25 protein-coding genes are annotated in these 23360 nt (G+C 66.7%); 14 read left to right on the forward strand and 11 right to left on the reverse strand.

Annotated elements, in window-relative coordinates; genetic code table 11:
• Positions 1-51 precede the first annotated feature (51 nt).
• Entirely contained in the window at positions 52-1509 is a 1458-nt protein-coding gene (locus ACTIMF_RS10465; protein ID WP_442350226.1) for an aldehyde dehydrogenase, read from the reverse strand.
• A gap of 85 nt (positions 1510-1594) precedes the next feature.
• The gene (locus ACTIMF_RS10470) at positions 1595-1900 is read right to left on the reverse strand and encodes an antibiotic biosynthesis monooxygenase family protein (protein WP_442350227.1); all 306 of its coding nucleotides are present in this window, start codon (positions 1898-1900) and stop codon (positions 1595-1597) included.
• Between the two features lie 90 nt (positions 1901-1990).
• Here ACTIMF_RS10470 and ACTIMF_RS10475 point away from each other — a divergent pair, with 90 nt between their 5' ends.
• Complete coding sequence (locus ACTIMF_RS10475) at positions 1991-2773, forward strand: alpha/beta fold hydrolase (protein WP_442350266.1); 783 nt, start codon at positions 1991-1993, stop codon at positions 2771-2773.
• On the opposite strand, the gene ACTIMF_RS10480 is transcribed toward ACTIMF_RS10475, so the two are convergent.
• Complete coding sequence (locus tag ACTIMF_RS10480; RefSeq protein WP_442350228.1) at positions 2770-3669, reverse strand: A/G-specific adenine glycosylase; 900 nt, start codon at positions 3667-3669, stop codon at positions 2770-2772. The genes ACTIMF_RS10475 and ACTIMF_RS10480 overlap by 4 nt on opposite strands.
• On the opposite strand from ACTIMF_RS10480, the gene ACTIMF_RS10485 reads away from it, so the two are divergent.
• Positions 3668-4315, forward strand: coding sequence for a carbonic anhydrase (locus tag ACTIMF_RS10485; RefSeq protein ID WP_442350229.1), 648 nt, complete (start codon positions 3668-3670; stop codon positions 4313-4315). The genes ACTIMF_RS10480 and ACTIMF_RS10485 overlap by 2 nt on opposite strands.
• Positions 4316-4396: 81 nt before the next feature.
• Positions 4397-5131: a hypothetical protein gene (locus ACTIMF_RS10490; protein WP_442350230.1), complete on the forward strand. Its 735-nt coding sequence runs from the start codon at positions 4397-4399 to the stop codon at positions 5129-5131.
• Between the two features lie 27 nt (positions 5132-5158).
• Here ACTIMF_RS10490 and disA read toward each other — a convergent pair whose 3' ends face one another.
• On the reverse strand, positions 5159-6256 hold the full coding sequence (gene disA / locus ACTIMF_RS10495) for a DNA integrity scanning diadenylate cyclase DisA (RefSeq protein WP_442350231.1): 1098 nt from the start codon (positions 6254-6256) through the stop codon (positions 5159-5161).
• A gap of 69 nt (positions 6257-6325) precedes the next feature.
• On the opposite strand from disA, the gene ACTIMF_RS10500 reads away from it, so the two are divergent.
• Positions 6326-6844, forward strand: a complete 519-nt coding sequence (locus ACTIMF_RS10500) for a PaaI family thioesterase (protein ID WP_442350232.1) — start codon at positions 6326-6328, stop codon at positions 6842-6844.
• Positions 6845-6868: 24 nt separating this feature from the next.
• Here the strand turns inward: ACTIMF_RS10500 and radA are convergent, their stop codons facing one another.
• Positions 6869-8251: a DNA repair protein RadA gene (gene radA, locus ACTIMF_RS10505; protein ID WP_442350233.1), complete on the reverse strand. Its 1383-nt coding sequence runs from the start codon at positions 8249-8251 to the stop codon at positions 6869-6871.
• Between the two features lie 122 nt (positions 8252-8373).
• Positions 8374-9072 (reverse strand): copper-binding protein, encoded by a 699-nt coding sequence (locus tag ACTIMF_RS10510; protein WP_442350234.1) that lies wholly within the window; start codon positions 9070-9072, stop codon positions 8374-8376.
• 210 nt (positions 9073-9282) lie between these two features.
• Here ACTIMF_RS10510 and ACTIMF_RS10515 point away from each other — a divergent pair, with 210 nt between their 5' ends.
• The 6 genes from ACTIMF_RS10515 (at position 9283) to ACTIMF_RS10540 (ending at position 14806) form a co-directional block, all read left to right on the forward strand.
• Positions 9283-9771: a CarD family transcriptional regulator gene (locus ACTIMF_RS10515; protein WP_442350235.1), complete on the forward strand. Its 489-nt coding sequence runs from the start codon at positions 9283-9285 to the stop codon at positions 9769-9771.
• A 20-nt stretch (positions 9772-9791) separates the two neighbouring features.
• Positions 9792-10427 carry a 2-C-methyl-D-erythritol 4-phosphate cytidylyltransferase gene (gene ispD / locus ACTIMF_RS10520; protein WP_442350236.1) on the forward strand — a complete coding sequence of 212 codons (636 nt, stop codon included), beginning with the start codon at positions 9792-9794 and terminating at the stop codon, positions 10425-10427.
• Between the two features lie 26 nt (positions 10428-10453).
• Positions 10454-10918, forward strand: a complete 465-nt coding sequence (ispF, locus tag ACTIMF_RS10525) for a 2-C-methyl-D-erythritol 2,4-cyclodiphosphate synthase (RefSeq protein WP_442350237.1) — start codon at positions 10454-10456, stop codon at positions 10916-10918.
• Between the two features lie 11 nt (positions 10919-10929).
• Entirely contained in the window at positions 10930-12324 is a 1395-nt protein-coding gene (cysS, locus tag ACTIMF_RS10530; RefSeq protein ID WP_442350238.1) for a cysteine--tRNA ligase, read from the forward strand.
• Positions 12325-13281 carry a 23S rRNA (guanosine(2251)-2'-O)-methyltransferase RlmB gene (gene rlmB / locus ACTIMF_RS10535; protein ID WP_442350239.1) on the forward strand — a complete coding sequence of 319 codons (957 nt, stop codon included), beginning with the start codon at positions 12325-12327 and terminating at the stop codon, positions 13279-13281.
• Between the two features lie 163 nt (positions 13282-13444).
• Entirely contained in the window at positions 13445-14806 is a 1362-nt protein-coding gene (locus tag ACTIMF_RS10540) for a DUF5933 domain-containing protein (protein WP_442350240.1), read from the forward strand.
• Here ACTIMF_RS10540 and rarD read toward each other — a convergent pair.
• Positions 14803-15741, reverse strand: coding sequence for an EamA family transporter RarD (rarD, locus tag ACTIMF_RS10545; RefSeq protein WP_442350241.1), 939 nt, complete (start codon positions 15739-15741; stop codon positions 14803-14805). The two genes, ACTIMF_RS10540 and rarD, sit on opposite strands and share 4 nt — an antisense overlap.
• A complete protein-coding gene (locus tag ACTIMF_RS10550; protein WP_442350242.1) occupies positions 15738-16481 on the reverse strand; it encodes a 5-oxoprolinase subunit PxpA in 744 nt (247 codons plus the stop codon). Before ACTIMF_RS10550 ends, rarD begins: the two co-directional genes overlap by 4 nt.
• A gap of 49 nt (positions 16482-16530) precedes the next feature.
• Here ACTIMF_RS10550 and ACTIMF_RS10555 point away from each other — a divergent pair, with 49 nt between their 5' ends.
• Entirely contained in the window at positions 16531-18084 is a 1554-nt protein-coding gene (locus tag ACTIMF_RS10555; protein WP_442350243.1) for a carboxylesterase/lipase family protein, read from the forward strand.
• Entirely contained in the window at positions 18081-18590 is a 510-nt protein-coding gene (locus tag ACTIMF_RS10560; RefSeq protein ID WP_442350244.1) for a DUF2599 domain-containing protein, read from the forward strand. Before ACTIMF_RS10555 ends, ACTIMF_RS10560 begins: the two co-directional genes overlap by 4 nt.
• 18 nt (positions 18591-18608) lie before the next feature.
• Here ACTIMF_RS10560 and ACTIMF_RS10565 read toward each other — a convergent pair whose 3' ends face one another.
• The 3 genes from ACTIMF_RS10565 to ACTIMF_RS10575 are packed head-to-tail and all read right to left on the reverse strand — an operon-like array spanning position 18609 to position 21213.
• On the reverse strand, positions 18609-19436 hold the full coding sequence (locus tag ACTIMF_RS10565; protein ID WP_442350267.1) for a metal ABC transporter permease: 828 nt from the start codon (positions 19434-19436) through the stop codon (positions 18609-18611).
• Positions 19437-19459: 23 nt separating this feature from the next.
• Positions 19460-20254, reverse strand: coding sequence for a metal ABC transporter ATP-binding protein (locus ACTIMF_RS10570; protein WP_442350245.1), 795 nt, complete (start codon positions 20252-20254; stop codon positions 19460-19462).
• Positions 20251-21213 carry a metal ABC transporter solute-binding protein, Zn/Mn family gene (locus tag ACTIMF_RS10575; protein ID WP_442350246.1) on the reverse strand — a complete coding sequence of 321 codons (963 nt, stop codon included), beginning with the start codon at positions 21211-21213 and terminating at the stop codon, positions 20251-20253. Before ACTIMF_RS10575 ends, ACTIMF_RS10570 begins: the two co-directional genes overlap by 4 nt.
• A gap of 153 nt (positions 21214-21366) precedes the next feature.
• On the opposite strand from ACTIMF_RS10575, the gene mshA reads away from it, so the two are divergent.
• Together mshA and ACTIMF_RS10585 are read left to right on the forward strand one after the other, a co-directional pair.
• Positions 21367-22686: a D-inositol-3-phosphate glycosyltransferase gene (gene mshA, locus ACTIMF_RS10580; RefSeq protein WP_442350247.1), complete on the forward strand. Its 1320-nt coding sequence runs from the start codon at positions 21367-21369 to the stop codon at positions 22684-22686.
• A 28-nt stretch (positions 22687-22714) separates the two neighbouring features.
• On the forward strand, positions 22715-23338 hold the full coding sequence (locus ACTIMF_RS10585; RefSeq protein ID WP_442350248.1) for a YbjN domain-containing protein: 624 nt from the start codon (positions 22715-22717) through the stop codon (positions 23336-23338).
• Positions 23339-23360 lie beyond the last annotated feature (22 nt).

The raw sequence follows: 23360 nt of genomic DNA on the forward strand, positions 1-23360 counted from the left end.
CACGGTCTCGATACGCCCACTGCTGTCAGCGATCCCCGGTGGGAGTCGGACTCAGCTGCTCGTGTATCCCATCGGCATCACGACGGCCTTGTGTTCGAGGTAGCTCTCGAGCCCTTCCTTGCCGTTCTCGCGGCCGATGCCGGACTTCTTGTATCCGCCGAACGGTGACGCGGGGTCGATCGAGTACCAGTTGATGCCGAATGTTCCGGTACGGATCTGCTTGGCGACCTCGAGTCCCTTGTCGATGTCCTGCGTCCATACGGAACCGGCGAGGCCGTAGTCGGAGTCGTTGGCGACGGCGATCGCTTCGTCCAGGTCGTCGTAGGCGATGACGCTGATGACCGGGCCGAAGATCTCTTCACGAGCGATCGTCATGTCGTTGGTGACTCCGGTGAAGATGGTCGGGCCGATGAAGTTGCCGGTGCCGACGTTCGGAGCCTGGACCTCGAGCACTGCGGTAGCGCCTTCCTCCTTTCCCTTCGCGATGTACGCGGCGACCTTCTCGTGCTGCTTGGAGTTGATGATCGGACCGACCTTGGTCTCCGGGTCGTCGGGCATCCCCGGCGTGAAGGTGGAGGCGACGGCGACCATCGCGTCGACGATCTCGTCGTGACGCGATCGGGGAACGAGCACGCGGGTCTGGGCGACGCACGCCTGGCCCGCATTGAGGAGGCCGGAGAAGATGAGCATGGGCGCGCTGGCCTCGATGTCTGCATCGTCGAGGACGATGGCCGCCGACTTTCCGCCGAGCTCGAGCGAGTACCGCTTGAGCTGCTCTCCGCACCGCGAGGCGATCTGCTGTCCTGCCCGCGTGGATCCGGTGAAGGTGATCTTGTCGACGTCGGGATGCTCGACGAGGGCCTGCCCGGTCTCGACGCCGCCCGGGACGATGGAGATGACGCCTTCGGGTACGCCTGCCTCGGTGAAGATCTCGGCGAGGACGTTCGCGTTCAGCGGCGTCTCGGGTGCCGGCTTGAGAACGATGGAGCATCCGGCCGCGAGGGCCGGGCCGAACTTGTTACAGAAAAGGAACAGTGGGACGTTCCACGCGATGATCGCGCCGACCACTCCGACAGCTTCGTGCAGCACCCGGGTCTCACCGAAGATGCCGGTCCGAGTCTCTTCCCAGGTGTACTGGTCGGCGGCATCGGCGTACGCGCTCAGGCATGCGGTGCCCGCGAACTGCTGGATAGTGGCGACATCCGCGGGAGTCGCGCCCATCTCGGCGGACAGGAGTTCACTCAGCTCAGTCCCGCGCTCGTTGATCAACTCCACAGCACGACGAATAACTGCAGCTCGCTGCGCCGGAGGGGTATTCTGCCACACGCCCGAGTCAAAGGATTCGCGGGCGGCTCGGACCGCGGCGTCGACGTCGGTCGCGTCGGCGTTTGGGACCGACCCGATCGTGTCTCCGCTTGCGGGTGAGAAGACCTTGAGCACTTCTGTCGAGTGCGGGTCCACCCACTTTCCGCCGATGTACAGCTTGGTGGTCTCGATCGGGTCGGTCATGCGTGCTCCTGATGCGTCGAGGGTTTTCCTCGATACTAGAGCACGATGTAGAACACGTTCTAGAAACTGGAATGGGGAATGTGCGTCAGGCCGTCGGCTCGACGTCGATCACGACCTCGAATTCGAGGAGTTCGGCCCCGGAGGCGACGGGCTTCTTGTCACTCTTGTGCGCTTCGCGTGCATCGCCGCCCGCCCATGCGTGATAGCTCTCCTCGTCCTCCCACTGCGTCACGACGAAGTATCGGTCGTCGCCCTTCACGGGACGAAGAAGTTGGAAGCCGAGGAAGCCTGCAGCGCCGTCGACGACGCCTGCGCGAGAGGCGAACCGCTTCTCCAACTCCTCGCCCGCGCCCTCGGGAACACTGATCGCGTTGATCTTCACAATAGCCATGCTGCCGAGGTTACGCGGGGTCGTCGGCAGCCGATAGTGTCGTTCGTTGTGAACTCCGACCCGGTCGACCCCTCACTACCGAGTGATGTGATGCCGACGTCCGACGTCGGCCTGCTCGACCACGGTGGGCGCGACGTCGTCGACGGTGGAGTCGGCGCTATCGTCCTGGTTCACGGGTTGATGGGGCGCGGGCGTACCTGGCGCCGACAGGTGCCGTGGCTGCGGCGCTACGGCCGAGTGTTCACCTTCGACGCGGCGAACCATCAAGGCGTTCGTGCCGTCGATTCGACGGACATCTCGACCGAACGGTTCGTCGCCGATCTCGCCGAGATCATCACATGGATCGATCGGGGACCAGCCGTCCTCGTCGGTCATTCGATGGGCGGCCTGCACTCGTGGTGCACTGCGGCCGCCTACCCGGAGTTGGTGTCGGCGCTCGTCGTCGAAGACATGGCTCCGGACTTCCGCGGTCGGACGACGCGGACGTGGACGCCGTGGTTCGCCAGCTGGCCCGACCGGTTTCCCGATCTCGGATCGGCGGTCGAGATGTTCGGCGAGGTCGCGGGGCGCTACTTCTATGAGGCGTTCGACGACGGTCGCCTCCACGGATCGATCTCGGTGTGGACCGACATCGCGCAAGAGTGGGCCGGGCGGCACTTCTGGGACGAGTGGGACGCTGTGGAGGTTCCCGCGTTGCTGGTGGAGGCCGGATTCTCGGTGACGCCGCCCGGTCAGATGGCCGAGATGGCGCGACGCAGACACGGGGCCTCGTACGTGCGGGTCGATGGCGCCGGGCATTTGGTGCACGACGACGCGCCCGGCGTCTTCCGCGGCGCCGTCGAAGCGTTCCTGAGTGAGTTCCTCGCGCGCTAAGGCGCCTCTCCAGCCAGACAGAACAGCCCCTCCTCGGTCACTTCGATCAGGCCGTCGACCAGTAACGAGTCGAGCGCTCGAGACCGTTGACCCGGATCTCGCTCCCACGCGAGGTCGAGCGCCGAGCGTTCCACCGGACCGGACGTGCCGCGCAGGACGTCGAGAAGACGTCCGCGCGCCTGGCGGTCGGTGCCCTCGAACTTCTGCACTCTGCGCGCGGGCCGATCGTGCTGCGGGCGGCCGAGCCGCACCCATTCGCACGTCGGCTCCAACGGGCAGATCTCGCACCGCGCCTCCCGAGCCGTGCAGACCAACGCACCCAACTCCATCAGCGCCGCGCTGAACGTCGGGGTCTCCGGGGCGGGCGAGCCGTCCGCGGCGAGCGGGAACAACGCTTGCGTCTCGGCGAGATCGCGTCGTGCGGGACTACCCGGATGCTGTCGTCCGTGAACAGCGCGGGCCACGACGCGTCGTACGTTGACGTCGACCACGGGCACCGCCTGCCCGTACGCGAAACACGCGACGGCGCGAGCCGTGTAGTCGCCGATGCCCGGCAACGTCAGGAGCGTGTCGACGTCGGAAGGGACGGCGTCGTCGAACTTCTCGGCGAGCACGCCTGCGCACTCGTGCAGGCGCATCGCGCGGCGTGGATAGCCGAGCTTTCCCCAGGCTCGGACGACCTCGCCGACCGACTCGGCGGCCATGTTCGACGGTGCGGGCCACCGCTGAACCCACTGCCTCCACGGTTCGACGACCCGCGACACCGGAGTCTGCTGAAGCATGATCTCGCTGATCAGGATCTGCCAGCCGGTCACACCCGACTCGCGCCAAGGAAGACGCCTGTGGTTTGGCCCGAACCAGGCGAGCACCGTGTGCGGTGGCACACTGTCAGACATGGAAAACCTCACCCCGGCTCAAGCATGGGCGCAGCTCAAAGAAGGCAACAAGCGATTCGTTGAGAGTCGCCCCATTCATCCGAGCCAGGGTATCTCCGACCGAGAAGCGCTCGTCGGCGGGCAGTCGCCGCAGGTCGTTCTCTTCGGGTGCGGTGACTCTCGACTGGCCGCGGAGATCATCTTCGACCAGGGCCTCGGTGACATGTTCGTCGTCCGCACCGCGGGGCACGTTCTCGACGAGGCTGTCCTCGGAACCATCGAGTACGGGGCCGACATCCTCAACGTGCCGCTCATCGTGGTCCTCGGACACGACCAGTGCGGCGCGGTCGGCGCGACGCTCGACGCGTTGGACAATCTGACCCTGCCCAACGGCTACGTGCGCACTATCGTGGAGAAGGTCGCGCCGAGCGTCCTCGCGGGCAGGTCCGAAGGCCTCACCGAGTACTTCGAGTTCGTGACCCGGCATGTGCAGGAGACGGCGCTCCTGCTCATGCAGCGCAGTCGGAAGATCGCCGAGCGCGTCAATGCAGGCGAACTCGCGATCGTGGGATTGAGCTATCGCCTCGACGACGGCCAAGTGAATGTCGTCGAGGTCGTCGGCGACATCGGTGAGCAGTTCGAGAATCAGTCGGAGCACGCACAATAGCCGGGATCCGGCGAAAAGAATCTTCCGACACGCCGACGGCCACGACGTCGATCGCGAGGTAGCGGCGATACCGTTGCAACCGTGATCGAACCACAGGGACCACTGCCGCCCGAGGTGTATTGGCGACGCCGCCTCCTCGCGATCGTCGGTGCCGTGGTGGCGGTCATTGTGGTGATCGCGCTGATCGTGTGGGCGGGTAGTTCGTCCGACGAAGGTTCCGACCCGGCGAACGCCGCCGCGACGGATTCGGCGTCGCAGACACCGAAGGCTCCGGCACCTGCCCCGTCGTCGTCGAGTCAGGCGCCTGCACCGAGCAGCCAAGCGCCGAGCGGCGGGGGCGAGCAGGGCGAGGGCGGAGACCCGAGCGCGCCGCCCGCGCCGTCGCGTGACGCGGCCGCCTCGATCGAGAATCCCTGTACCGACCAGAGCCTTTCGGTGGTCCTGTACACCGACAAGCCGACGTACACGCAGGGCGACCAACCGGTGTTCACGATCGTGACGACCAACGGCTCTCTCGCAGCCTGTAATCGCGACGTCGGCAAGAACGCACAGAACGTGATCATCAGGTCGCTCGACGGCGCCCGCACCCTGTGGTCGGCGCAGGACTGCGCGCCAGACAAGGCCGTCAACGTCCAACTCCTGCAGCCGGGACAGCAGGTCAGCGACGACACGACGTGGTCGGGTACCACCAGCAGTCCCGGCTGCAAGAAGCCCCGCCAGCAGATTCCGGCGGGCGCGTACCAGGCGATCGCGAAGGTCGGCGAGAAGGAATCGGCGCCGATCACGTTCAACGTGGTCAAGCCCGCGCAGCAGTAAGAGTCGCGCCCGATCGACCCCGCTGTGTCAGTCGAAGCGTTCTAGGCTGCTCTCCGCGAGCCTCGAGAGTCCTTCGCGGATGTGACGCGCCCAGATGCTTCCGATGCCTTCGACGGCCTCGAGGTCGGCAGCACTGCTCGCGAGCAGTGCTTGCAGGGTGCCGAAATGGCGGACGAGGCGATCGACGTGCGCGAACTGCAGACGCGATATGCGAGCCAGCAACCGGTAGCCACGGGGACTCATCGACGTGTCCTGCGCTTCGATCGTCGTCGGATAGCCGAACGCGCCCGCGAGCATCGTGAGGTCGAGCAGGTCGGCGTCCGACAAGTTCTCGACGGCCTCGAGGATCTGGCGAGCCTGCTCGGGACCCGCCGGTTCCGGGCTCGCGTGATAGTCGCGGACCAGCAGTTCGCGCATCGTGTCGTTGTCGCTGATCAACTCCTCGAGCTGCAGCGAGACCTGACGGCCGTTGACGCCGAGTTCGAGGACGTATTCCGCGATCTCCACGGAGACGCGGCGCACCATCTCCATTCGCTGCGCCGCGCTCATCGCATCGCGCAACGATACGTAGTCTTCGATCTCGGCGCGCGAGAGCTGTGCACTCACCTCGTCGAGTCTCGATTTGTATCGTTCCAAGGTCGAGAGGGCGACGTTTGCGCGCGAGAGAATCGCATCGGGATTCTCCACCACGCGGCGCTGGCCGTCGACATAGACGCTGACGATGGACATCGATGCGCTCACGACGATCACCGGCACGCGCATCTGGATGGCCGTGCGCTCGCCCGCGCGATGCCGGGTACCCGACTCCTCGGTAGGAATCGACGGATCGGGAACGAGTTGGACGTTCGCGCGGACGATGCGTCGACCGTCGGCCGACAGCACGACGGCTCCGTCCATCTTTGCGAGTTCGCGTAGCCGAGTCGGTGCGAACTCGACGTCCAAGTTGAAGCCGCCGTCGCAGATGCGTTCCATGTCGTCGTCGTACCCTAAGACCACAAGAGCACCAGTACCGCCGCGCAGGATTCGCTCCAGGGCGTCGCGAAGGGCAGTGCCGGGTGCGACGCGCCGCAGCGTCTCTCGGGTCATGTCCGCACGGACCGGATCGAGCGCCGATGTGTCGTTCATCGCAGTACGCACCTCTCGCACGGAAGACGGTTACCGGTCGGCACCGAGCCACGACTAGCGTAGCTGTGCGTGAAGCCCAGTTTCCTGCCGCCCGCAGACCTCGAACCGTTGACCCGTCATCCGAAGGCCGCGGCGGCCGGACGCCGCATCGATCTGCACCACAGCACCTGCTTCGGCTGCGGCGACGACGTTCCGGTCGGACTGCACCTGAAGGTGATTGCAGGCGAAGGGCTCACTGTCGACGCGCAGATGCCGGTTCTGGACTGGATGCAGGGTGGGCCGGGAGTGATCCACGGGGGTGTGCTCTCTGCCGCGTTCGACGAGGTGATGGGCACGTCGCCGTTGCTCGTCGGGAAGCCGGTCGTGACCGCTCACCTGGAGATCGACTACGCCAAGCCGATTCCGTTGGGGTCGACCCTCGAGTTCCACGCACGGATACTCGGCCGCGAGCGTCGAAAGATCTACATCGAGGCGTTCGCGCACCTGGGCGATCCGGAGAAGCCCGTCGCCCGAGCGCACTCGGTGTTCGTCGTCATCGACCTCGAGTCTCACTTCGCCGACTACTACGACAAACGGGTGGTCCTCTGACGATCGGTCCGGCCGCGCCGTGCGTCAGAACGGAGCGTCGACCGGTTGCAGCCTGCGTCGCTCGAGCGCGACGAGCGCGTCGGCCAGACTCGCCACCTTGGTGATGCGGATGCCCTTCGGGAGCTCCTCGTCGCTGCCCGCCGGAATGATCGCGTGCCGGAAGCCGAGACGTTTCGCCTCGGCCACGCGACGCGATGTGGACGAGACCCGACGGACCTCGCCGGCCAGTCCGACCTCGCCGATCGCCACGGTCGTCGACCCGACCGGTCGGTCGGACGCCGACGAACCGATGGCGAGGAAGATCGCCAGATCGGCGGCCGGCTCGGTCACCTTCATCCCGCCGACGGTCGACGCGTAGACCTCGTACTTGCCGGTCGAAATCTTCGCGTGCTTCTCGGCCACCGCCAACATCATCGCGACCCGGGCGGCGTCGAGTCCGGACACTGCTCGGCGCGGTGAAGGCATCTCGCTCTTGTTCAACAACGCCTGGATCTGCCCGACCATCGCCCGCCGACCGTCCATCGCGACCAGCGCGACGCTGCCCGGTACGTCGGTGGGATGCTCGTGGACGAAGATGCCGGACGGATCGGACACCTCGTGGATACCGTCCGAACGTTGCTCGAAACAGCCGACCTCGTCGGACGGGCCGAAGCGGTTCTTGATGCCGCGCACCATGCGCAGCGACGAATGGCGGTCGCCCTCGAACGCCAGCACTACGTCGACGAGGTGCTCGAGCGAGCGAGGCCCCGCGACGTTGCCGTCTTTCGTGACATGTCCGACCAGGATCACCGCGACCCCGCTCGTCTTCGCCAGAGAGACGAGTGCCGTTGTGACGGCGCGGATCTGCGTCACCCCGCCGGTCACCCCATCGACGCCGGTCGCCACGAGCGTCTGCACCGAGTCGACGATCAGCAGGCTGGGACGGACCTCGTCGACGTGCCCGAGGACCGTCGCCAGGTCGGTCTCCGCCGCGAGGAAGACGTTCTCGTGCACCGCCTCGGTTCGTTCGGCACGAAGCCGAACCTGCCCGGCCGACTCCTCACCGGTCACGTACAGGGCCGTGCGCCCCTGAGCAGCCCACTGTTTGACCGTTTCCAGGAGAAGTGTCGACTTGCCGACGCCGGGTTCGCCCGCCAGCAACACGACGGAGCCGGGGACGATGCCCCGTCCGAGGACACGGTCGAACTCGCCGATGCCGATCGGCGTAGCGCTCGAGGTACCCGCGTCGATATCGGTGATTCGGCGGGCGGGGCTGCGCGGGACGACCGACGTCGTCCCGGCCGCCGCGGGCGCAGGCGCGCCCTCCTCGATCGACCCCCACTCGCCGCATTCCGGGCAGCGGCCGACCCATTTGGACACCTGGTGCCCGCACGCCGTACAACGGAAGATCGCCTTCGCTTTCGCCACGCACCGAACTCTATGCGTCGGCCCCGACAATCGACAGCGCGGTGCGGGAGCCTGTGGACAAACGTGAGAGCGCCTCCGCCCGTTGACCGGGGGAGGCGCTCACCGGTGTTCCGGCGGAGGGGTCAGTGACCTTCTTCGCCCTGTGCGTCGCGGACGACGTCGACACGCTGCTTGAGGGTTCCGGCGTCGACCGGGGTCTGGATGGTGAGACTCTTCTCGCCGATCTTCTTACCGGTCAGGTCGAGGACGTCGAATTTGAACGTCATGGGCGCGGTGAGGCCTGCGCGCACTGACTTCGCATTGGTGAGGGTGGCGGTGAACCGTTCGATGTCGGCGGTCTGCGCCGCCGAGGTGTCGACGTTCGCGGGGACGCCAGCGAGCAGACTCTCCCCTGGACCGAGCACACGGGGTCCGGTCTCCGAACCGGTGTACTGAGCCTTCGGTTCGGTGACTGAGACCGACGACCCGTCCGGGCCGATGAGTTCGACGAACTTGACCTTGCGGGTCACGCTGTCGTTGGAGACCAGGAACGAGACGTCGAACGGCCCGCCGTCGGCGAAGGTCTTGTCGGTGTTCTCGACCGGGTACACGATCTGAAGATTGCGTACCGTGATCTGGCCGTTGCGCAGTTCGTCTCCGCCGCGCATGTCGGGGGCGAGCGCGACTGATCCGGCCGAGCCGTTGACGGCGGGGAGCTGGTTGGTCGTCTGCGCGATCTTGCCTGCGCCGCAGGCTACAGAGCCGAGGGCGATCGCGGCGCCGAGCGCACCGACGACGGCGGCCTTGGCCAAACGGCCGGTGGTCCGATTGAGCACTGACACCTTTTCCTCCGGGTGGTCGTCGCGCTGTCCGCCGGATGCGAACGCTCACTACGCAGCGTAGTGGTGCCGACCCGGAAAAGTTCGCGCGGGTCGCGGATAATCCTGGCGAATTATAGCCTGCCCCTCGTGCACATGTGTTGACCTGCACCGTTGGAAAGGTGCTCTGGGGGTGGGTGTTACACTGGTAACACTCGAAAGGGGCAGGGAACATTGAATTTCAAAGTTGGCGACACCGTTGTGTACCCCCATCACGGTGCTGCTCGGATCGACGACATCGTCGTTCGGACCATCAAGGGTGAAGAAGTCGAATACCTGGTCCTGAAGGTCGCAGACGGCGACATGACAGTGCAGATCCCCTCGAGCAAGCTCGACTATGTCGGCGTGCGAGACGTGGTCGGCGAAGAGGGGCTCGGCGAGGTCTTCCAGGTGCTCCGTGCGCCGAATGTGGAAGAGCCCACGAACTGGGCACGTCGGTTCAAGGCGAATCAGGAGAAGCTGAACTCGGGCGACATCATCAAGGTCGCCGAGATCGTTCGCGATCTGTGGCGTCGCGAACAGGACCGCGGACTGTCTGCAGGTGAGAAGCGGATGCTGACCCGTGCGCGTCGCGTGCTGGTCGATGAGCTCTCGCTCGCTCGGAACACCGACGACGAGAAGGCCGACAGCATCCTCGACGAGATCTTGGCAGCAGCGTCCTGACAGAGCGTGGGCGGCCACATGTGGCCGTATTGATTCCCGCCGCGGGCATGGGCACCCGACTGGGTGAAGACCAGCCCAAGGCGTTCGTAGAGGTCGGCGGAGTGACGCTGCTGGAACGCAGCGTCGCCGCCGCCCGCGACTCCGGGGTCGTCGACGAGATCATCGTCGCCGTCCCGGAGACCAACACGGGCACCGCTCATCGGCTCGTTCCGGATGCGCGCATCGTCGTAGGCGGGGCGCAGCGAAGTGATTCGGTGCGGGCGGCGCTCGCCGTGACCGACGCTGTGCTGATCTTGGTCCACGATGCGGCTCGCGCACTGACCCCGCCGTCGCTGTTCGCCGACGTCGTCGCCGAACTGAGCGAAGGCACCCCGGCGGTGGTGCCCGGAACATCCGTCGCTGACACGCTCAAGCGCGTCGACGCCGCGGCCGGAGTCATCGACACCGTGGACCGAGACATGTTGCGCGCCATCCAGACTCCGCAGGGTTTCCGCGCGGAAGTGCTGCGCGGCGCGCATGCCGGGGCAGGTGACGCGACCGACGACGCCGGGCTCGTGGAAGCCGCGGGTTTCGCGGTGAAAGTGATCCCCGGCGACGCGATGGCATTCAAAGTGACGACCCCGTTCGACCTCCGCCTGGCGCGACTGCTCGCCTGAACCGGACACGAGAAGAGGAGACGCCCATGCGCGTGGGAATCGGCACGGACGTTCACCCGATCGAACCCGGCCGGGACTGCTGGATGGCAGGCCTGCTCTTCGAGGACGCCGACGGCTGCTCCGGGCACTCGGACGGCGACGTCGGGGTGCACGCACTCTGCGATGCGCTGCTTTCTGCGGCCGGACTCGGGGACCTCGGCGTCGTGTTCGGGGTCGATCGACCCGAGTGGAAGAACGTCACCGGGGCCGCGATGCTCGCACACGTCGCGTCGCTGGTCGACGACGCGGGCTTCTCTCCCGCTAACGCCGCCGTCCAGGTGATCGGTAATCGGCCTCGGATCGGCCCGCGTCGCGCCGAGGCGCAGGACGTGCTGTCGGGCCTTCTCGGTGCTCCCGTGTCCGTGTCCGCGACCACCACCGACGGACTCGGCCTCACCGGGCGCGGCGAAGGCGTCGCCGCAGTGGCCACCGCGCTGTTGGTCCTCAAGTAGAATCCCAGGCCGTGACGCTCAACCTGTACGACACCGCATCGCGCGAGGTCCGCGAGTTCGTTCCGCTGCGACCCGGGATGGTCGGCGTGTACCTGTGTGGTGCCACCGTGCAGGGCATCCCGCACATCGGGCACGTGCGCAGCGGGATCGCATTCGACGTGCTGCGGCGGTGGCTCGCCCACCGCGGGTACGACGTGCTGTTCGTCCGGAACGTCACCGATATCGACGACAAGATCCTGCGCAAGGCCGCCGACGCAGGTCGGCCGTGGTGGGAATGGGCCGCCACCCACGAGCGCGCCTTCACCAAGGCGTACGACGCACTCGGCGTCCTCCCGCCGTCCGTGGAGCCGCGCGCGACCGGCTTCATCACGCAGATGGTCGACTACATGCAGCGGCTGATCGATCGCGGCCACGCCTACGTCGCCGACGGCAACGTCTACTTCGACGTCCGGAGTCTGCCCGAGTACGGAAGCCTGTCCGGGCACAAACTCGACGACGTTCATCAGGGCGAGAGCGCGGGCACCGGGAAACGCGATCCGCGTGACTTCACGTTGTGGAAGGCCGCCAAACCGGGTGAGCCGTCGTGGCCGACCCCGTGGGGCGACGGTCGTCCCGGTTGGCATTTGGAATGCTCGGCGATGGCCACGTCGCTCCTCGGCAGTGAGTTCGATATCCACTGCGGCGGAATGGATCTGGTGTTTCCGCACCATGAGAATGAGATCGCGCAGAGTCACGGTGCCGGGGACAGTTTCGCTCGCTACTGGCTGCACAACGGCTGGGTGACGATGGGCGGCGAGAAGATGAGCAAGTCGCTCGGCAATGTCGTCGCCATCCCCGCGATGCTCGAGAAGGTGCGTGCCGTCGAACTGCGCTACTACTTAGGCAGCGCCCACTACCGCTCGATGCTCGAGTACACCGATGCCGCGTTGCACGAGGCTGCTGTCGGGTACCGGCGCATCGAATCGTTCGTACAGCGGGTGGCCGACCGGGTCGGCACCGTCGCAGTAGGCGAGGTGACCGACGACTTCGCTGCGGCACTCGACGACGATCTCGCGGTCCCGGCAGCGCTCGCGGCTGTCCACAACGCCGTCCGCGAGGGCAACACCGCACTCGAATCGGGTGACGCGGCGCGGGCGTCGGCCGTCGCGGGTTCGGTGCGCGCCATGACCGCCATCCTCGGTACCGACCCTCTCGACGAGCGCTGGTCGGCGAGCGGATCGGACGAGGCGTCGACCGCGGCTCTCGACGTGCTGATCGGCGCCGAACTGGAACGTCGTGCGACGGCGCGTGCAGCCAAGGACTGGGCGGTCGCCGACGAAGTGCGTGACCGGCTCGCCGCGGCGGGCGTCGAAGTGACCGATACCCCCGACGGTGCCCAGTGGGCGCTGAAGACGAAGGACTCGTAGATGGCCGGCAATTCGCAACGCAAAGGCGCTGTCCGCAAGACGGGGAGCAAGAAGGGGCAGACCGCAGGTTCCGGTGGTCAGCGACGACGCGGACTGGAAGGACGCGGCGCGACGCCGAAGGCCGAGGACCGCGTTTACCACGCGAAACACAAGAAGGCGAAGGCTGCGGAGCGTTCGTCGACCGGTCGTCCGCGCACCACGCGCAAATCTGACGACGGGCCCGAATACGTGCTCGGTCGTAACCCGGTCGTCGAATGCCTCCGCGCAGACGTCCCGGCAACGGCGTTGTACGTCCAGACCGGGATCGACGCCGACGACCGAGTGCGCGAAGCCGTGCACACCGCGGGTGACCGCGGTATCTCGATCCTCGAAGTCGGTCGGGCCGAACTCGACCGGATGTCGCCGAACGGTCTGCACCAGGGGCTCGGTCTCCAGGTGCCCGAGTACAAGTACGCCCACCCCGACGATCTGATGGCCGAGGCGTTGGCGTCGTCGTCACAGCCCTTGCTGGTGGCACTGGACAACATCACCGACCCGCGAAACCTCGGCGCTGTGGTTCGCTCGGTCGCAGCATTCGGCGGACACGGAGTCCTCATCCCGCAACGTCGGAGCGCGGGCGTGACAGCTGTCGCGTGGCGGACCAGTGCGGGAGCGGCGGCGCGACTGCCCATCGCACAGGCGCCGAACCTGACTCGAACCCTGGTCTCGTGGGCGAAGGCGGGGGCGCAGATCGTCGGTCTCGACGCCGGCGGCGACGTCACCCTCGACGACTACGACGGCACCGGTCCGATCGTGGTGGTCGTCGGCTCGGAGGGCAAAGGCCTCTCGCGACTCGTCCGGGAGACGTGCGACTCCATCCTGTCGGTGCCGATGGCTGGTGACGTCGAGAGCCTCAACGCGTCGGTCGCGGCGGGTGTGGTGCTCGCCGAGTTCGCGCGCCAGCGTCGTCAGGTTTAGCGCGGGACGGGATCGCACCGCCGGGTTTCGGGCAGTCCGGGTACTGAGAACTCTTCGCATACCCGGTTATTCGGGACATGAAGGTGTCCGGTGGACGTCGACTGAATGACAGACACATCACAGGATTCTAGAAATTCAGCGTTTGTTCATTAACCTGTAAGCTGTGTTACACCAAGCGCAGCCAGGACTCTTCGATCGAGTGCGTCGTCTGACGTCACGACGGGTCGAACTCGGCGTGCGCGGATGGTCGGCGGTTGTCCTCGTTCTCGTGGCATTCGTCGTCGTCATCCAGATCGTCTCGCAGGCATACGGCATCCATGGTCCGGTGGACCTGCTGGCCCATGACTTCGTCGGCCGTCCCGGCATCGGCGAGATCAAGATCGCGGGGCTCGTGCTCGCGCTGGTGTGCATGCCCGCCCGCCTACGGTGGTGGACGCTCGGAGCCGTCGTGCTCCTCGAAGCGATCTGGAATCTGCAGAGACTGATCGTCGGAAACCCCGCGACAGTCGGCAACGGCATCCTCTTCGGTCTCGTCGGCATCGGGTTGTTCGCGTTCTGGCGACTCAACGGCGCCGAGCAGTCGGCGACGCTGAAAGCAGTCGGACTCGGTCTCATGATGCCGATAATGGGACGTGTCGGAGATGCGTGGCTCGTCTTGTCCGCGAAGGCGAACCCGACGGTCCTCGACGAGTACGTCGAGGTCGCGGACCGGGCGCTCGGCTCGCCGTCGTGGGCGATGGGCCGCATCGTGTCAGACAGTGCGGTGCTCACCGAACTGTTGAGCAAGGTGTACGTGTACCTACCGGTCGGCGCGGCCATCATCGCGTTCTTCCAACTACGCCATGTGGCCCGCGAGGGGTTCCCGCGCCACCACATTGTCCGCACGTTCCTGGTGATCGGCATGCTCGGCCCGATCATCTATTTCGTCTTCCCGGTCGTGGGCCCCACGTACGCGTTCGGACACGAGCAGATGGGTGCAGGGTGGGTAGACGTCTGGCCGTGGGTGACGCCGCACATCACCGAACCCGTCGCCGTCTACTTCGATCAGGGAATCGCGCGGAACTGTATGCCGAGCCTGCACACCGCGTGGGCGACGTGCATCCTCCTCCACGGTCTTCGTGGATCGGCGGCGTCGAAGGTCTTCGGTTCGGTGTGGTTCGTCTGCACGGTGGCTGCGACTCTCGGCTTCGGCTTTCACTACGCGATCGACATCCTCGCCGGTGTCGTGTTCACGTTGACCCTCGAAGCAGCGTTGACGCGCCCGGAGATCGGTTGGACACGCCTGCGGATGGGTGTGGTCGCGGGGGGTGCGACGGTGTTCGCTGGCCTGCTGTTGGTGACTCGTCTCGCGGCGGTCCCGTTGTCGACGAGCGGTGCCGGGGGAGCAGTCCTGCTGCTGGCGCCGGTGCTGATCATGGCGATCGCCTTCCTGTTCGTCGAACGGCCCGAACTGGTGTCAGTCGGACAACGACCAGGCGGTCCGACGATACCTCCGCGCCTGCTCCGCGAACGATCGCGCGCTTAGTCTGCGCGTTCGGCCGCCGCCCTCGAACGGAGTCGGGACTGCCTGACGTTCCACACGCTGTCGGTTGTCAACAGGATCAACGCGACCCAGACGATCCCGAATCCGATCCAACGTTCGGCAGGCAGGTGCTCGTCGAGGACGAACACCGCGCAGAGGAGTTGCACGATCGGGGTGACGAACTGAATCAATCCGACGGTGACGAGCGCGATGCGCCGAGCGGCCGCAGCGAAGAGCAATAGCGGCACTGCGGTCGCGACTCCGGACAGCGCAAGCAGTACGGCGTGCCCGGCACCGTGATCGTCGAAGTCCAAGCCGGTCGACGTGCTCGCGAGAATCACGAAGACCACCAGCGCGGGAGGGGTCAGAATCGCGGTCTCCAGCGTGAGACTGTGCAGTGCCGGGAGGCGAGCTCCGACCTTGTTCTTCGCAAGTCCGTAGCCAGCGAACGAGAGTGCGAGAACCAGTGCGGTGAGCGGAACCGTGCCGCCCGCGATCGCCAGGTAGAGGCCTGCGGCGACGCCGACGGCGACCGCGGCCCACTGGAGCGGACGGAGCCGCTCGCGGAGCACCACGACGCCCAGCGCGACAGTGACCAGCGGATTGAGGAAGTAGCCTAGCGCGGCGTCGCTCGTATGGCCGGAGGTGACCGCGGCGACGTACACGACCCAGTTGGTCGCGATCAGGAACGCGGCGATGGTCACGCCCGCCAACAGTCGTCGCTGCCCGCGCAGGCGGGCGATCCACGTCCAGTCCCGCATGATCGTCAACACGGCGACGCACAACAGCAGAGTCCACACGATGCGGTGGGCGAGGATCTCCCACGGTCCGGTCGGTCGGAGCGCGTCGAAGAACAGCGGGAACAGACCCCAGCTGCCGTACGCGGCGAATCCGGCGATGACCCCGCGCGTCGACTGTGGGACGGCGCGGGTTCTCATCGAGCGCGCACGTCGATGTCGGCCGCAGCCAATGCCCTTCGCACCGCGCGTGCGTGGTCGAGCGCCCCGGGGGTGTCGCCGTGCAGGCACACGGACGTCGCCTGCGCGTCGATCAAGGAGCCGTCGACCGCGGAGATCCGTCCGGTCCGTGCGAGTGTCACCACGCGGTCGGCGATCGCCGTCGAGTCGTGCAGCAGTGCACCGGATTCGGTGCGAGGCACCAGTGTTCCGCCCGGCGTGTAGCCGCGATCGGCGAAGGCCTCAGTGATCACCGGTACGCCGACATCGAGCGCGAGTCGCTGAGCAGCCGAACCCGGTAGGCACATCAACGGCAGGCCGACCTGCCGGACGGCATCGACCACCGCCCGAGCCTGCTGTTCGTGGTGCACCACAGTGTTGTAGAGCGCTCCGTGTGGCTTCACGTACTCGACTGTGCCACCGACGGATTCGGCAAGAGCGCGGAGTGCGCCCACTTGGTAGAGGAGGTCCGCGATCAGATCGTCACTCGCCACGTCTATGAACCGTCGACCGAAACCGGACCGATCCGGGTAGGAGACCTGTGCGCCGATCCGGACGCCCGAGTCGACGGCCATCGCGCACGTATCGCGCAGGATCGTCGGGGTGCCCGCATGGAATCCGCATGCGATGTTGGCGCTGCTGATGAGCCCGATGATCGCCGCGTCGTCTCCGACTCCCTCCCCGAGGTCGGCGTTGAGGTCGATGACGTCGGTAGGACCCATCCTTCAAGCCTAATCCTGTCCGTTCTGCGGGCGTCTATAGTGTGGGCGCATGGCAGTAATGGGCACGACGGTGACGATCGCCGACGGCGCGGTGCAAGGGCGACGCGGCCGCGGCGGACGCAAGGGAACACTCGCCTGGAAGGGTATTCCGTTCGCGGCGCCGCCCGTGGGCCCGTGGCGTTGGCGGGCACCGGAACCCGTCGTACCGTGGCCCGGCGTGCTCGACTGCGGTGACTACGGAAACGCCCCCGTCCAGGACAAGCTCTTCACCGCGCGGGGGCTCGGACGCTTCCAGCCTCGGCACGAAGACTGCCTCACCCTCAACGTCTTCATGCCCGAGACCGTGTCGCCGACGCCGCGCCCGGTGATGGTGTTCAACTACGGCGGCGCCTACATTCTGGGCAGCACGTCCACTCCGATCTACGACGGTGCCTACCTCGCACGGTCGCGTGATGTGATCGTGGTGACCGTCAACTACCGCGTGGGGCCGCTCGGCTTCCTCGACCTGACCGACTACTCGACGCCGGAGCGTAGGTTCGAGTCGAACCTCGGCCTGCGCGACATGGTCGCCGGGCTCGAATGGGTGCAGCAAAACATCGCAGCGTTCGGCGGCGACCCCGACCGCGTGACAGTATTCGGGGAGAGCGCGGGAGGATCGGCGGCGATCACGCTGCTGTCGACGCCCGCGGCCGGCGGGCTGTTCGCAGGAGCGATCTCGCAGAGCCCCGCCCCGGACCTGGTGGTCGACAAGGAGAACGCACAGGTCTATGCCGACGAGTTCGTCCGGCTGCTCATCGATCCGACGAGGCGTGACGGCGCCGAGCGCACCGAGCCGCCGTTGGATCCAGAGGTCGTCGCACGGGTGGTCGACGACGCGTCCGGGATGGACTTGGTGCGCGCGGGAAACAGACTGCTCGGATTCGCTCGCGCCGCGCAGTTGTCCGATCCGATGCCGTTCGCGCCGACCGTCGACGGCGACTATCTTCCGCAGCGGCCTACGCACGCCGCACGCGACGGCAAGACGCACCCCGTTCCGCTGATGATCGGCCACAACAAGGACGAGGGAGAACTGTTCGCTCGCTTCTGGAACATCCTGCCCGACGGGTCCCAGGCGTTCATCGGCATCGACGATCCGGAGATCCAAGCCGAGGTGCGAGCGCTCTATCCGGGTACCCGCGACCACGTCCGACTGGCTGCTGACGCCACGTTCTGGATACCGACGCAGATGTTCGCCAGTTACCACAGCGAGCACGCGCCTACGTACGTCTACCGTTACGACTACGCACCTGCCTCGTTGAACCTCGCCGGCATCGGCGCGACCCACGCAACCGAACTCTTCGCGGTGTTCGGTACCTACCGCGACCCGATCGGGGCGGGGCTGGCAGCGGCAGGCAGTTGGGCGTCGACTAGGCGTATCACCGCGACCGTCCAGTCGCATTGGAGTTGGTTCGCGCGTAAGGGCGTTCCGTCGCCCAGTTGGCCGCGCTACACCCTCGACGACCGCCGTGTGATGGTCCTCGACGATCCGTCGTACGTCGTGTCCGATCCCGACGGCGGTCGCCGCCGCGCGTGGGAACGCGTGCATCTGGCGGTCGGCGGGTGAATCGGCGACGGGCCGCGGTGTCGGCGCTGGCCTGCGCGTCGGTGCTGATGGTCGGAGCATGCGGCGACGACGAGAGCGATGGCGGTGATACGTCGTCCGCTGCGCCTGACGTCTCTGCCGCGACGTCCGCGACTTCGAGTGGGACGACCAGTTCCCCTTCCCCGCATTCGACCTCCCCTGCGCCGCCGACGCTTCCACCGCCGTATATCGAGGGCGCCGATTGGGTCGACACAGAGGTCGGACCGAGCCTGCAGATCCGACCGACTCAAAACGGGCGGAACGTCTCCGGTGACACGACTGGCGACGAGGCCTGGAAAGAGGTCCTCGTGTTGCACCCGGACGCGGACAGCGCGGGGATGCGCGCCCAGTTCGACTGCCATTGGACGTTCGCGCGCCTCGTCGATCCGGAGAAGCCGAGCTGGAACCTGGAACCCGACCGGCCCGTCGTCTCCGCGAGCGAGATGATCTCGGCGAGGTGCAACCCGGGTTTCGCCGAAGAGGGATAGGCGCGCCCGGATCGCCGGTCAGTCCCGGCGTCGCATCCCGACGAGACGGCATATGACGTAGATGGCGAACGAAATCGTCGTGACGGCCACCGACACCGGCAGCTCCGGAGCGAGGGACAAGACGAGCCCGCCGACGGCGGCGATTTCGGCGAACACGACCGAGAGGATGAGCACCGTGGTCGGATTCGCGGTCAGCCGGGACGCTGCGGCCGCCGGGGTGATCAATAGGCTCATCACGAGCAGGGCCCCGATGATCTGGACGCCCTGTGCTGCCGCCAGCCCGACGAGGATCGCGAACACCACCGACAGCAGGCGGGTGGGCACGCCCGCGGTCTCGGCGACCCTCGGGTCCAGACTCGCGAACAGGAGCGGTCGGTAGATGATTGCGTAGACGACGAGGACGATGGCCGCCGTCACGCTGACGGCGATCAGGCCGTTCGTGCCGACGCTGACCACCTGGCCGGTGAGGAGGGCGAAACCCTGCCCGACACGTCCGTGTAGCGACAAGAAGAGGACGCCGAGACCGAGGCCGAACGCCATGACGACGCCGATCACCGAATCTCGTTCGCGCGCACGCTGACCCAATAGCCCGAAGACTGCTGCGGCGAGGACCGCGCCGATCACGCCGCCGATGTTGACTCCGACACCTGCCAGCAGCGCTGCTGCCGCGCCCGTGAACGACAACTCGGCCGCGCCGTGCACCGCGAAACTCATCTGGCGCGCGACGATCATCGGTCCAAGGACGCCGCCGACGAGTCCGAGAAGGGCGATCGCGAGCAGCGACTGTTGGACGAACTCGTACGACAGCAGGTGGCCGGTCTCGGAGAATTCGAAGAACTGCCCCATGCTCGCGGCGACGGGCGTCGACGTCACGAGATCGCCTCGTCGGCGTACCCGTGCTCCACGCAATGATGCGAGTCCTCGCCGCCGACCACGATGAGTCGGCCGCCGATCTGGACGACCTCGATCGGGCTCCCGTACAACTCGGTCAGGGTCGTCGAGTTCATCACCTCGTCGACGGTCCCGACCCGGAAGCGGCCGTCGGCCAGGTAGAGCACCCGGTCGACGAACGGCAGCACCGGGTTCAACTCGTGTGTGACGAACAGGACGGCGGTGTTCGATCGACGCCGCCGCGCGTCGAGCAGATCGACGACCACCTGCTGGCTCGTCAGATCCAGGCTCGCCAGTGGTTCGTCGCACAACAGGATCGCCGGGTCGCGGGTCAACGCCTGGGCGATCCGCAGGCGCTGCTGTTCGCCTCCGGAGAGCAGGCCGACCGCGGTGTTTGCGAAGCGGGTCGCGTCGACCTCGGCGAGAGCGGCGTCGACCTGGGCGCGACGTGCCCGCAGTCCGCGCAGGCCCATGCCCCACGACGAGCCGTCTGCGCCGAATCCGACGAGGTCGCGGCCGCGGAGCATCATCGTGTCCGAGTCGTCTGCGTGCTGCTGGGGGATGTAGCCGACGCGGCCGTTCACCGACACGGAGCCGTCGCTGAGGTCGACCTGGCCCAAGGCGGTTCGAAGGAGCGTCGTCTTGCCAGATCCGTTCGGGCCGAGCACTGCGATGAACTCTCCGGGAGCCACATCCAAGTCCAAGCCGCGCCACAGGGTCCGGGCGTCGAACGACAACCTGGACCCGGCGAAGCGAAGTACTGCGTCACTCACGCGTTCAGTGCCTTCTCCAGACTGGCTATCTGAGCCGACTGCCATGCCACATAGCTGTTGGCGCCCTCGGGCAACGATTCGGTGAACTCCACGACCGGCACGTTAGCCGACTTCGCCGTCGACAGCACGGATTCGGTCGCCGGATCGACCGACTGGACGTTGTAGATCAGCGCGGACGCCTTGTGGTTGCGCAGCAGGTCGTCGAACGCCGCCCGATCAGCGGCCGACGGCGACTGCCCTTCTTCGACGGCGGAGGTGAATCCGGCAGGTGCGATGTCGGTGATCCCAGCTTCGCCCAGTAGCGTCGTGGCGAGCGGTTCGGTGGCTGCGATGCGGGTGTTCGGATGGGCGGTTCCCAGCTTGCTCATTCGGTCGCGCAGTCCGTCGATCTCGGTGCGGAACGCTTTCGCGTTCGCGTGGTACTCGTCCGCGTGGGATGGTGCGACCTCGGCGAGTGACTCGGCGATCTCGTCGGCGGTGTCGGCGACGACCGGCAGTGTGTAGAAGGCGTGCTCGGTGGCCTCGTGATCGTGGTCGTGGGCGTCCTCGTCGCCATCGGCGTCGTGTTCGTCACCGTCACCGTGCTCGTGGTCGTGCTCGTCGTCGTCGAGAGCGGTGACCTTGCGTCCTTCGGCGTCGGCGGCGATGCGTTCCATGTAGGCGTCGTAGTGCCCGCCGTTCATCACGATCACATTCGCGTCGAGGACGCGAGCCGCGTCGGCGTTGGTCGGCTCGAACTCGTGCGGGTCACCGCCGGGCATATCGAACAGTGCGGTCACGTCGGCGTTGTCACCCGCGACCGCGCTCGCGACCGACGCCCACACGTCTGTCGAGGCGACGACGACGGGGTGATCGGTCTCTTGCGGGCCCGAGTCGCCGCTGCATGCGGCGAGGGCGGTGGTCAGTGCGGTGACCGACACAAGGGCTGCGGCCAGGCGGAAGCGACGTGCGGAAGGCATACGGTGTGCGACTCCAGAATCAGGGCTGAAAAGTAATGACAATCGTTACCGAAAATAATAGAGCGCGCGCAGAGTATTTGTCGAAGCGATGCGTCAACGTGCATCGGTCACCGCGACCGGTGGTCGGTTCCGTCGGTGGTTACGCTGGAGTCCATGACGGGTCGACACCTCCCGCGACGTCTGGCACTCATCTCGGTGCACACGTCGCCGCTCGCTCAGCCGGGGACCGGCGACGCCGGCGGGCTGAACGTCTACGTGTGGCAGACGGCGACGCGGTTGGCCAGGCGCGGGGTGGAAGTCGAGATCTTCACGCGTGCGACGTCGTCGGCCGACGAGCCGAGCGTCGAGGCGGCCCCGGGCGTCACCGTGCGACACGTCGCTGCCGGACCGTTCGACGGCCTCGACAAGCGTGACCTCCCCGGTCAGCTGTGCGCCTTCTCCGCCAACGTGCTGCGTGCCGAAGCGGCCCAAGACCCTGGCTACTACGACCTGATCCACTCCCATTACTGGCTGTCCGGGCAGGTCGGCTGGCTGGCGCGCGACCGTTGGGGCGTCCCTCTGGTGCACACCGCGCACACTCTCGCGGCCGTCAAGAATGCATCGCTCGCCATCGGCGATACCGCCGAGCCCGCTATGCGGGTCATCGGTGAACAACAGGTGGTCGACGAGGCCGACCTGCTCGTGGTGAACACGCCGACCGAGGCCACCGAACTCATCGATCTGTACGGCGCGGATCCGGCTCGCGTCGACGTCGTCGTACCCGGAGCCGACCTCGACCGGTACTCGCCCGGATCCAAGCTCGCGGCGCGCGCGAGGCTCGGACTCGACCCGGACGACGTGCTCGTGACATTCGTCGGCCGCATTCAACCGCTGAAGGCGCCCGACGTGCTGTTGCGCGCGATCGCGCCGCTGATCCACGCGGATTCGACCGGCCGTCTGCGCCTGCTCGTCGTGGGCGGGCCATCCGGCAACGGCCTCGGGCTGCCGGAGAGCCTCATCGAACTGGCAGCCGAACTCGGTGTCTCAGATCGTGTGACGTTCCTGCCGCCGCAGGCCCCCGAGAACCTCGCCCAGGTGTATCGGGCATCCGACCTCGTCTCGGTGCCGAGCTATTCCGAGAGCTTCGGCCTCGTCGCCGTCGAAGCGCAGGCCTGCGGGATCCCCGTTCTCGCGGCCGACGTCGGCGGCCTCGGTGTCGCCGTCCACGACAGAGTGACCGGGCGCCTCGTTCCCAGCCACGACATCGGCGAGTGGACGGACAGGTTGGCCGAACTGCTCGGAGACCCGGACGGTCTGCGCGCCATGGGGACTCGCGCCGCAGTCCACGCCCAGAAGTTCTCCTGGGAGCACACCACAGATGCGCTGTTGGCCAGCTACGACCGTGCGCTCGTCGGGTACCGCGGGCCGGGTAGTCGGCTGGTCGGACGCTTCGGTCTGCGTCGGCGTCGCGGTCGCACCCGGTTGACTGTGTGATTGTGACCGATCGACGAATGGAGATCAGATGAGCACGACGGACTACACCGAGCAGTTGCGGGCAGCGCTCGCCGAGAGCGGTATCGACTTCACGCGGCGATCGTCGGGGGGAGCGAAGTCAGAGCACCTCGTCGTCGAACTCCCCGGCGAACGCAAGCTCAAGACGACGGTCCTTCTCACCGCCGGGATCCACGGTGTCCGGGTGGAGGCGTTCGTGTGCCGTCGGCCGGACGAGGAATTCGAATCCGTGTACAGATACCTGCTCAAGCGGAATCGGCGGTTGTACGGCGTGGCTTACACGCTCGACAACGCGGGCGACATCTACCTAGTGGGCCGGATCTCGGCGGAGGCGGTGAGCCGCGACGAGATCGATCGGGTCCTCGGACAGGTCCTCGAAGCCGCAGACGGCGACTTCAATCAAATCCTCGAGATCGGCTTCCTCACGTCGATCAAAAGGGAGTGGGCGTGGCGCGTATCTCGCGGTGAATCGATGAAGAACCTGGAGGCGTTCGCGCACCTCATCGATCCGGACGACCTGCCTGAGATCGCGCCGCTCGCCGATGCCGCCGCACTCGACGCGGTCGGTGAACCGTCCGAGGACGCAGTCCCGAGCGGCCGTCCCGAAGTCGACGGCGGGCACGACCCTCGGTAGCGACCTGCGAGGTTAGGAGCAT

The organism is Gordonia sp. (in: high G+C Gram-positive bacteria), from assembly GCF_052106715.1.
Taxonomy (GTDB): domain Bacteria; phylum Actinomycetota; class Actinomycetes; order Mycobacteriales; family Mycobacteriaceae; genus Gordonia.

Coding starts and splice junctions, on each gene's coding strand:
- ACTIMF_RS10465 (WP_442350226.1), bottom strand. CDS start 1,509: ATGACCGACCCGATCGAGACCACCAAGCTGTACATCGGCGGAAAGTGG.
- ACTIMF_RS10470 (WP_442350227.1), bottom strand. CDS start 1,900: ATGGCTATTGTGAAGATCAACGCGATCAGTGTTCCCGAGGGCGCGGGC.
- ACTIMF_RS10475 (WP_442350266.1), top strand. CDS start 1,991: ATGCCGACGTCCGACGTCGGCCTGCTCGACCACGGTGGGCGCGACGTC.
- ACTIMF_RS10485 (WP_442350229.1), top strand. CDS start 3,668: ATGGAAAACCTCACCCCGGCTCAAGCATGGGCGCAGCTCAAAGAAGGC.
- ACTIMF_RS10480 (WP_442350228.1), bottom strand. CDS start 3,669: ATGTCTGACAGTGTGCCACCGCACACGGTGCTCGCCTGGTTCGGGCCA.
- disA (WP_442350231.1), bottom strand. CDS start 6,256: ATGAACGACACATCGGCGCTCGATCCGGTCCGTGCGGACATGACCCGA.
- ispF (WP_442350237.1), top strand. CDS start 10,454: ATGCGCGTGGGAATCGGCACGGACGTTCACCCGATCGAACCCGGCCGG.
- rlmB (WP_442350239.1), top strand. CDS start 12,325: ATGGCCGGCAATTCGCAACGCAAAGGCGCTGTCCGCAAGACGGGGAGC.
- rarD (WP_442350241.1), bottom strand. CDS start 15,741: ATGAGAACCCGCGCCGTCCCACAGTCGACGCGCGGGGTCATCGCCGGA.
- ACTIMF_RS10550 (WP_442350242.1), bottom strand. CDS start 16,481: ATGGGTCCTACCGACGTCATCGACCTCAACGCCGACCTCGGGGAGGGA.
- ACTIMF_RS10555 (WP_442350243.1), top strand. CDS start 16,531: ATGGCAGTAATGGGCACGACGGTGACGATCGCCGACGGCGCGGTGCAA.
- ACTIMF_RS10565 (WP_442350267.1), bottom strand. CDS start 19,436: ATGGGGCAGTTCTTCGAATTCTCCGAGACCGGCCACCTGCTGTCGTAC.
- ACTIMF_RS10575 (WP_442350246.1), bottom strand. CDS start 21,213: ATGCCTTCCGCACGTCGCTTCCGCCTGGCCGCAGCCCTTGTGTCGGTC.
- mshA (WP_442350247.1), top strand. CDS start 21,367: ATGACGGGTCGACACCTCCCGCGACGTCTGGCACTCATCTCGGTGCAC.
- ACTIMF_RS10585 (WP_442350248.1), top strand. CDS start 22,715: ATGAGCACGACGGACTACACCGAGCAGTTGCGGGCAGCGCTCGCCGAG.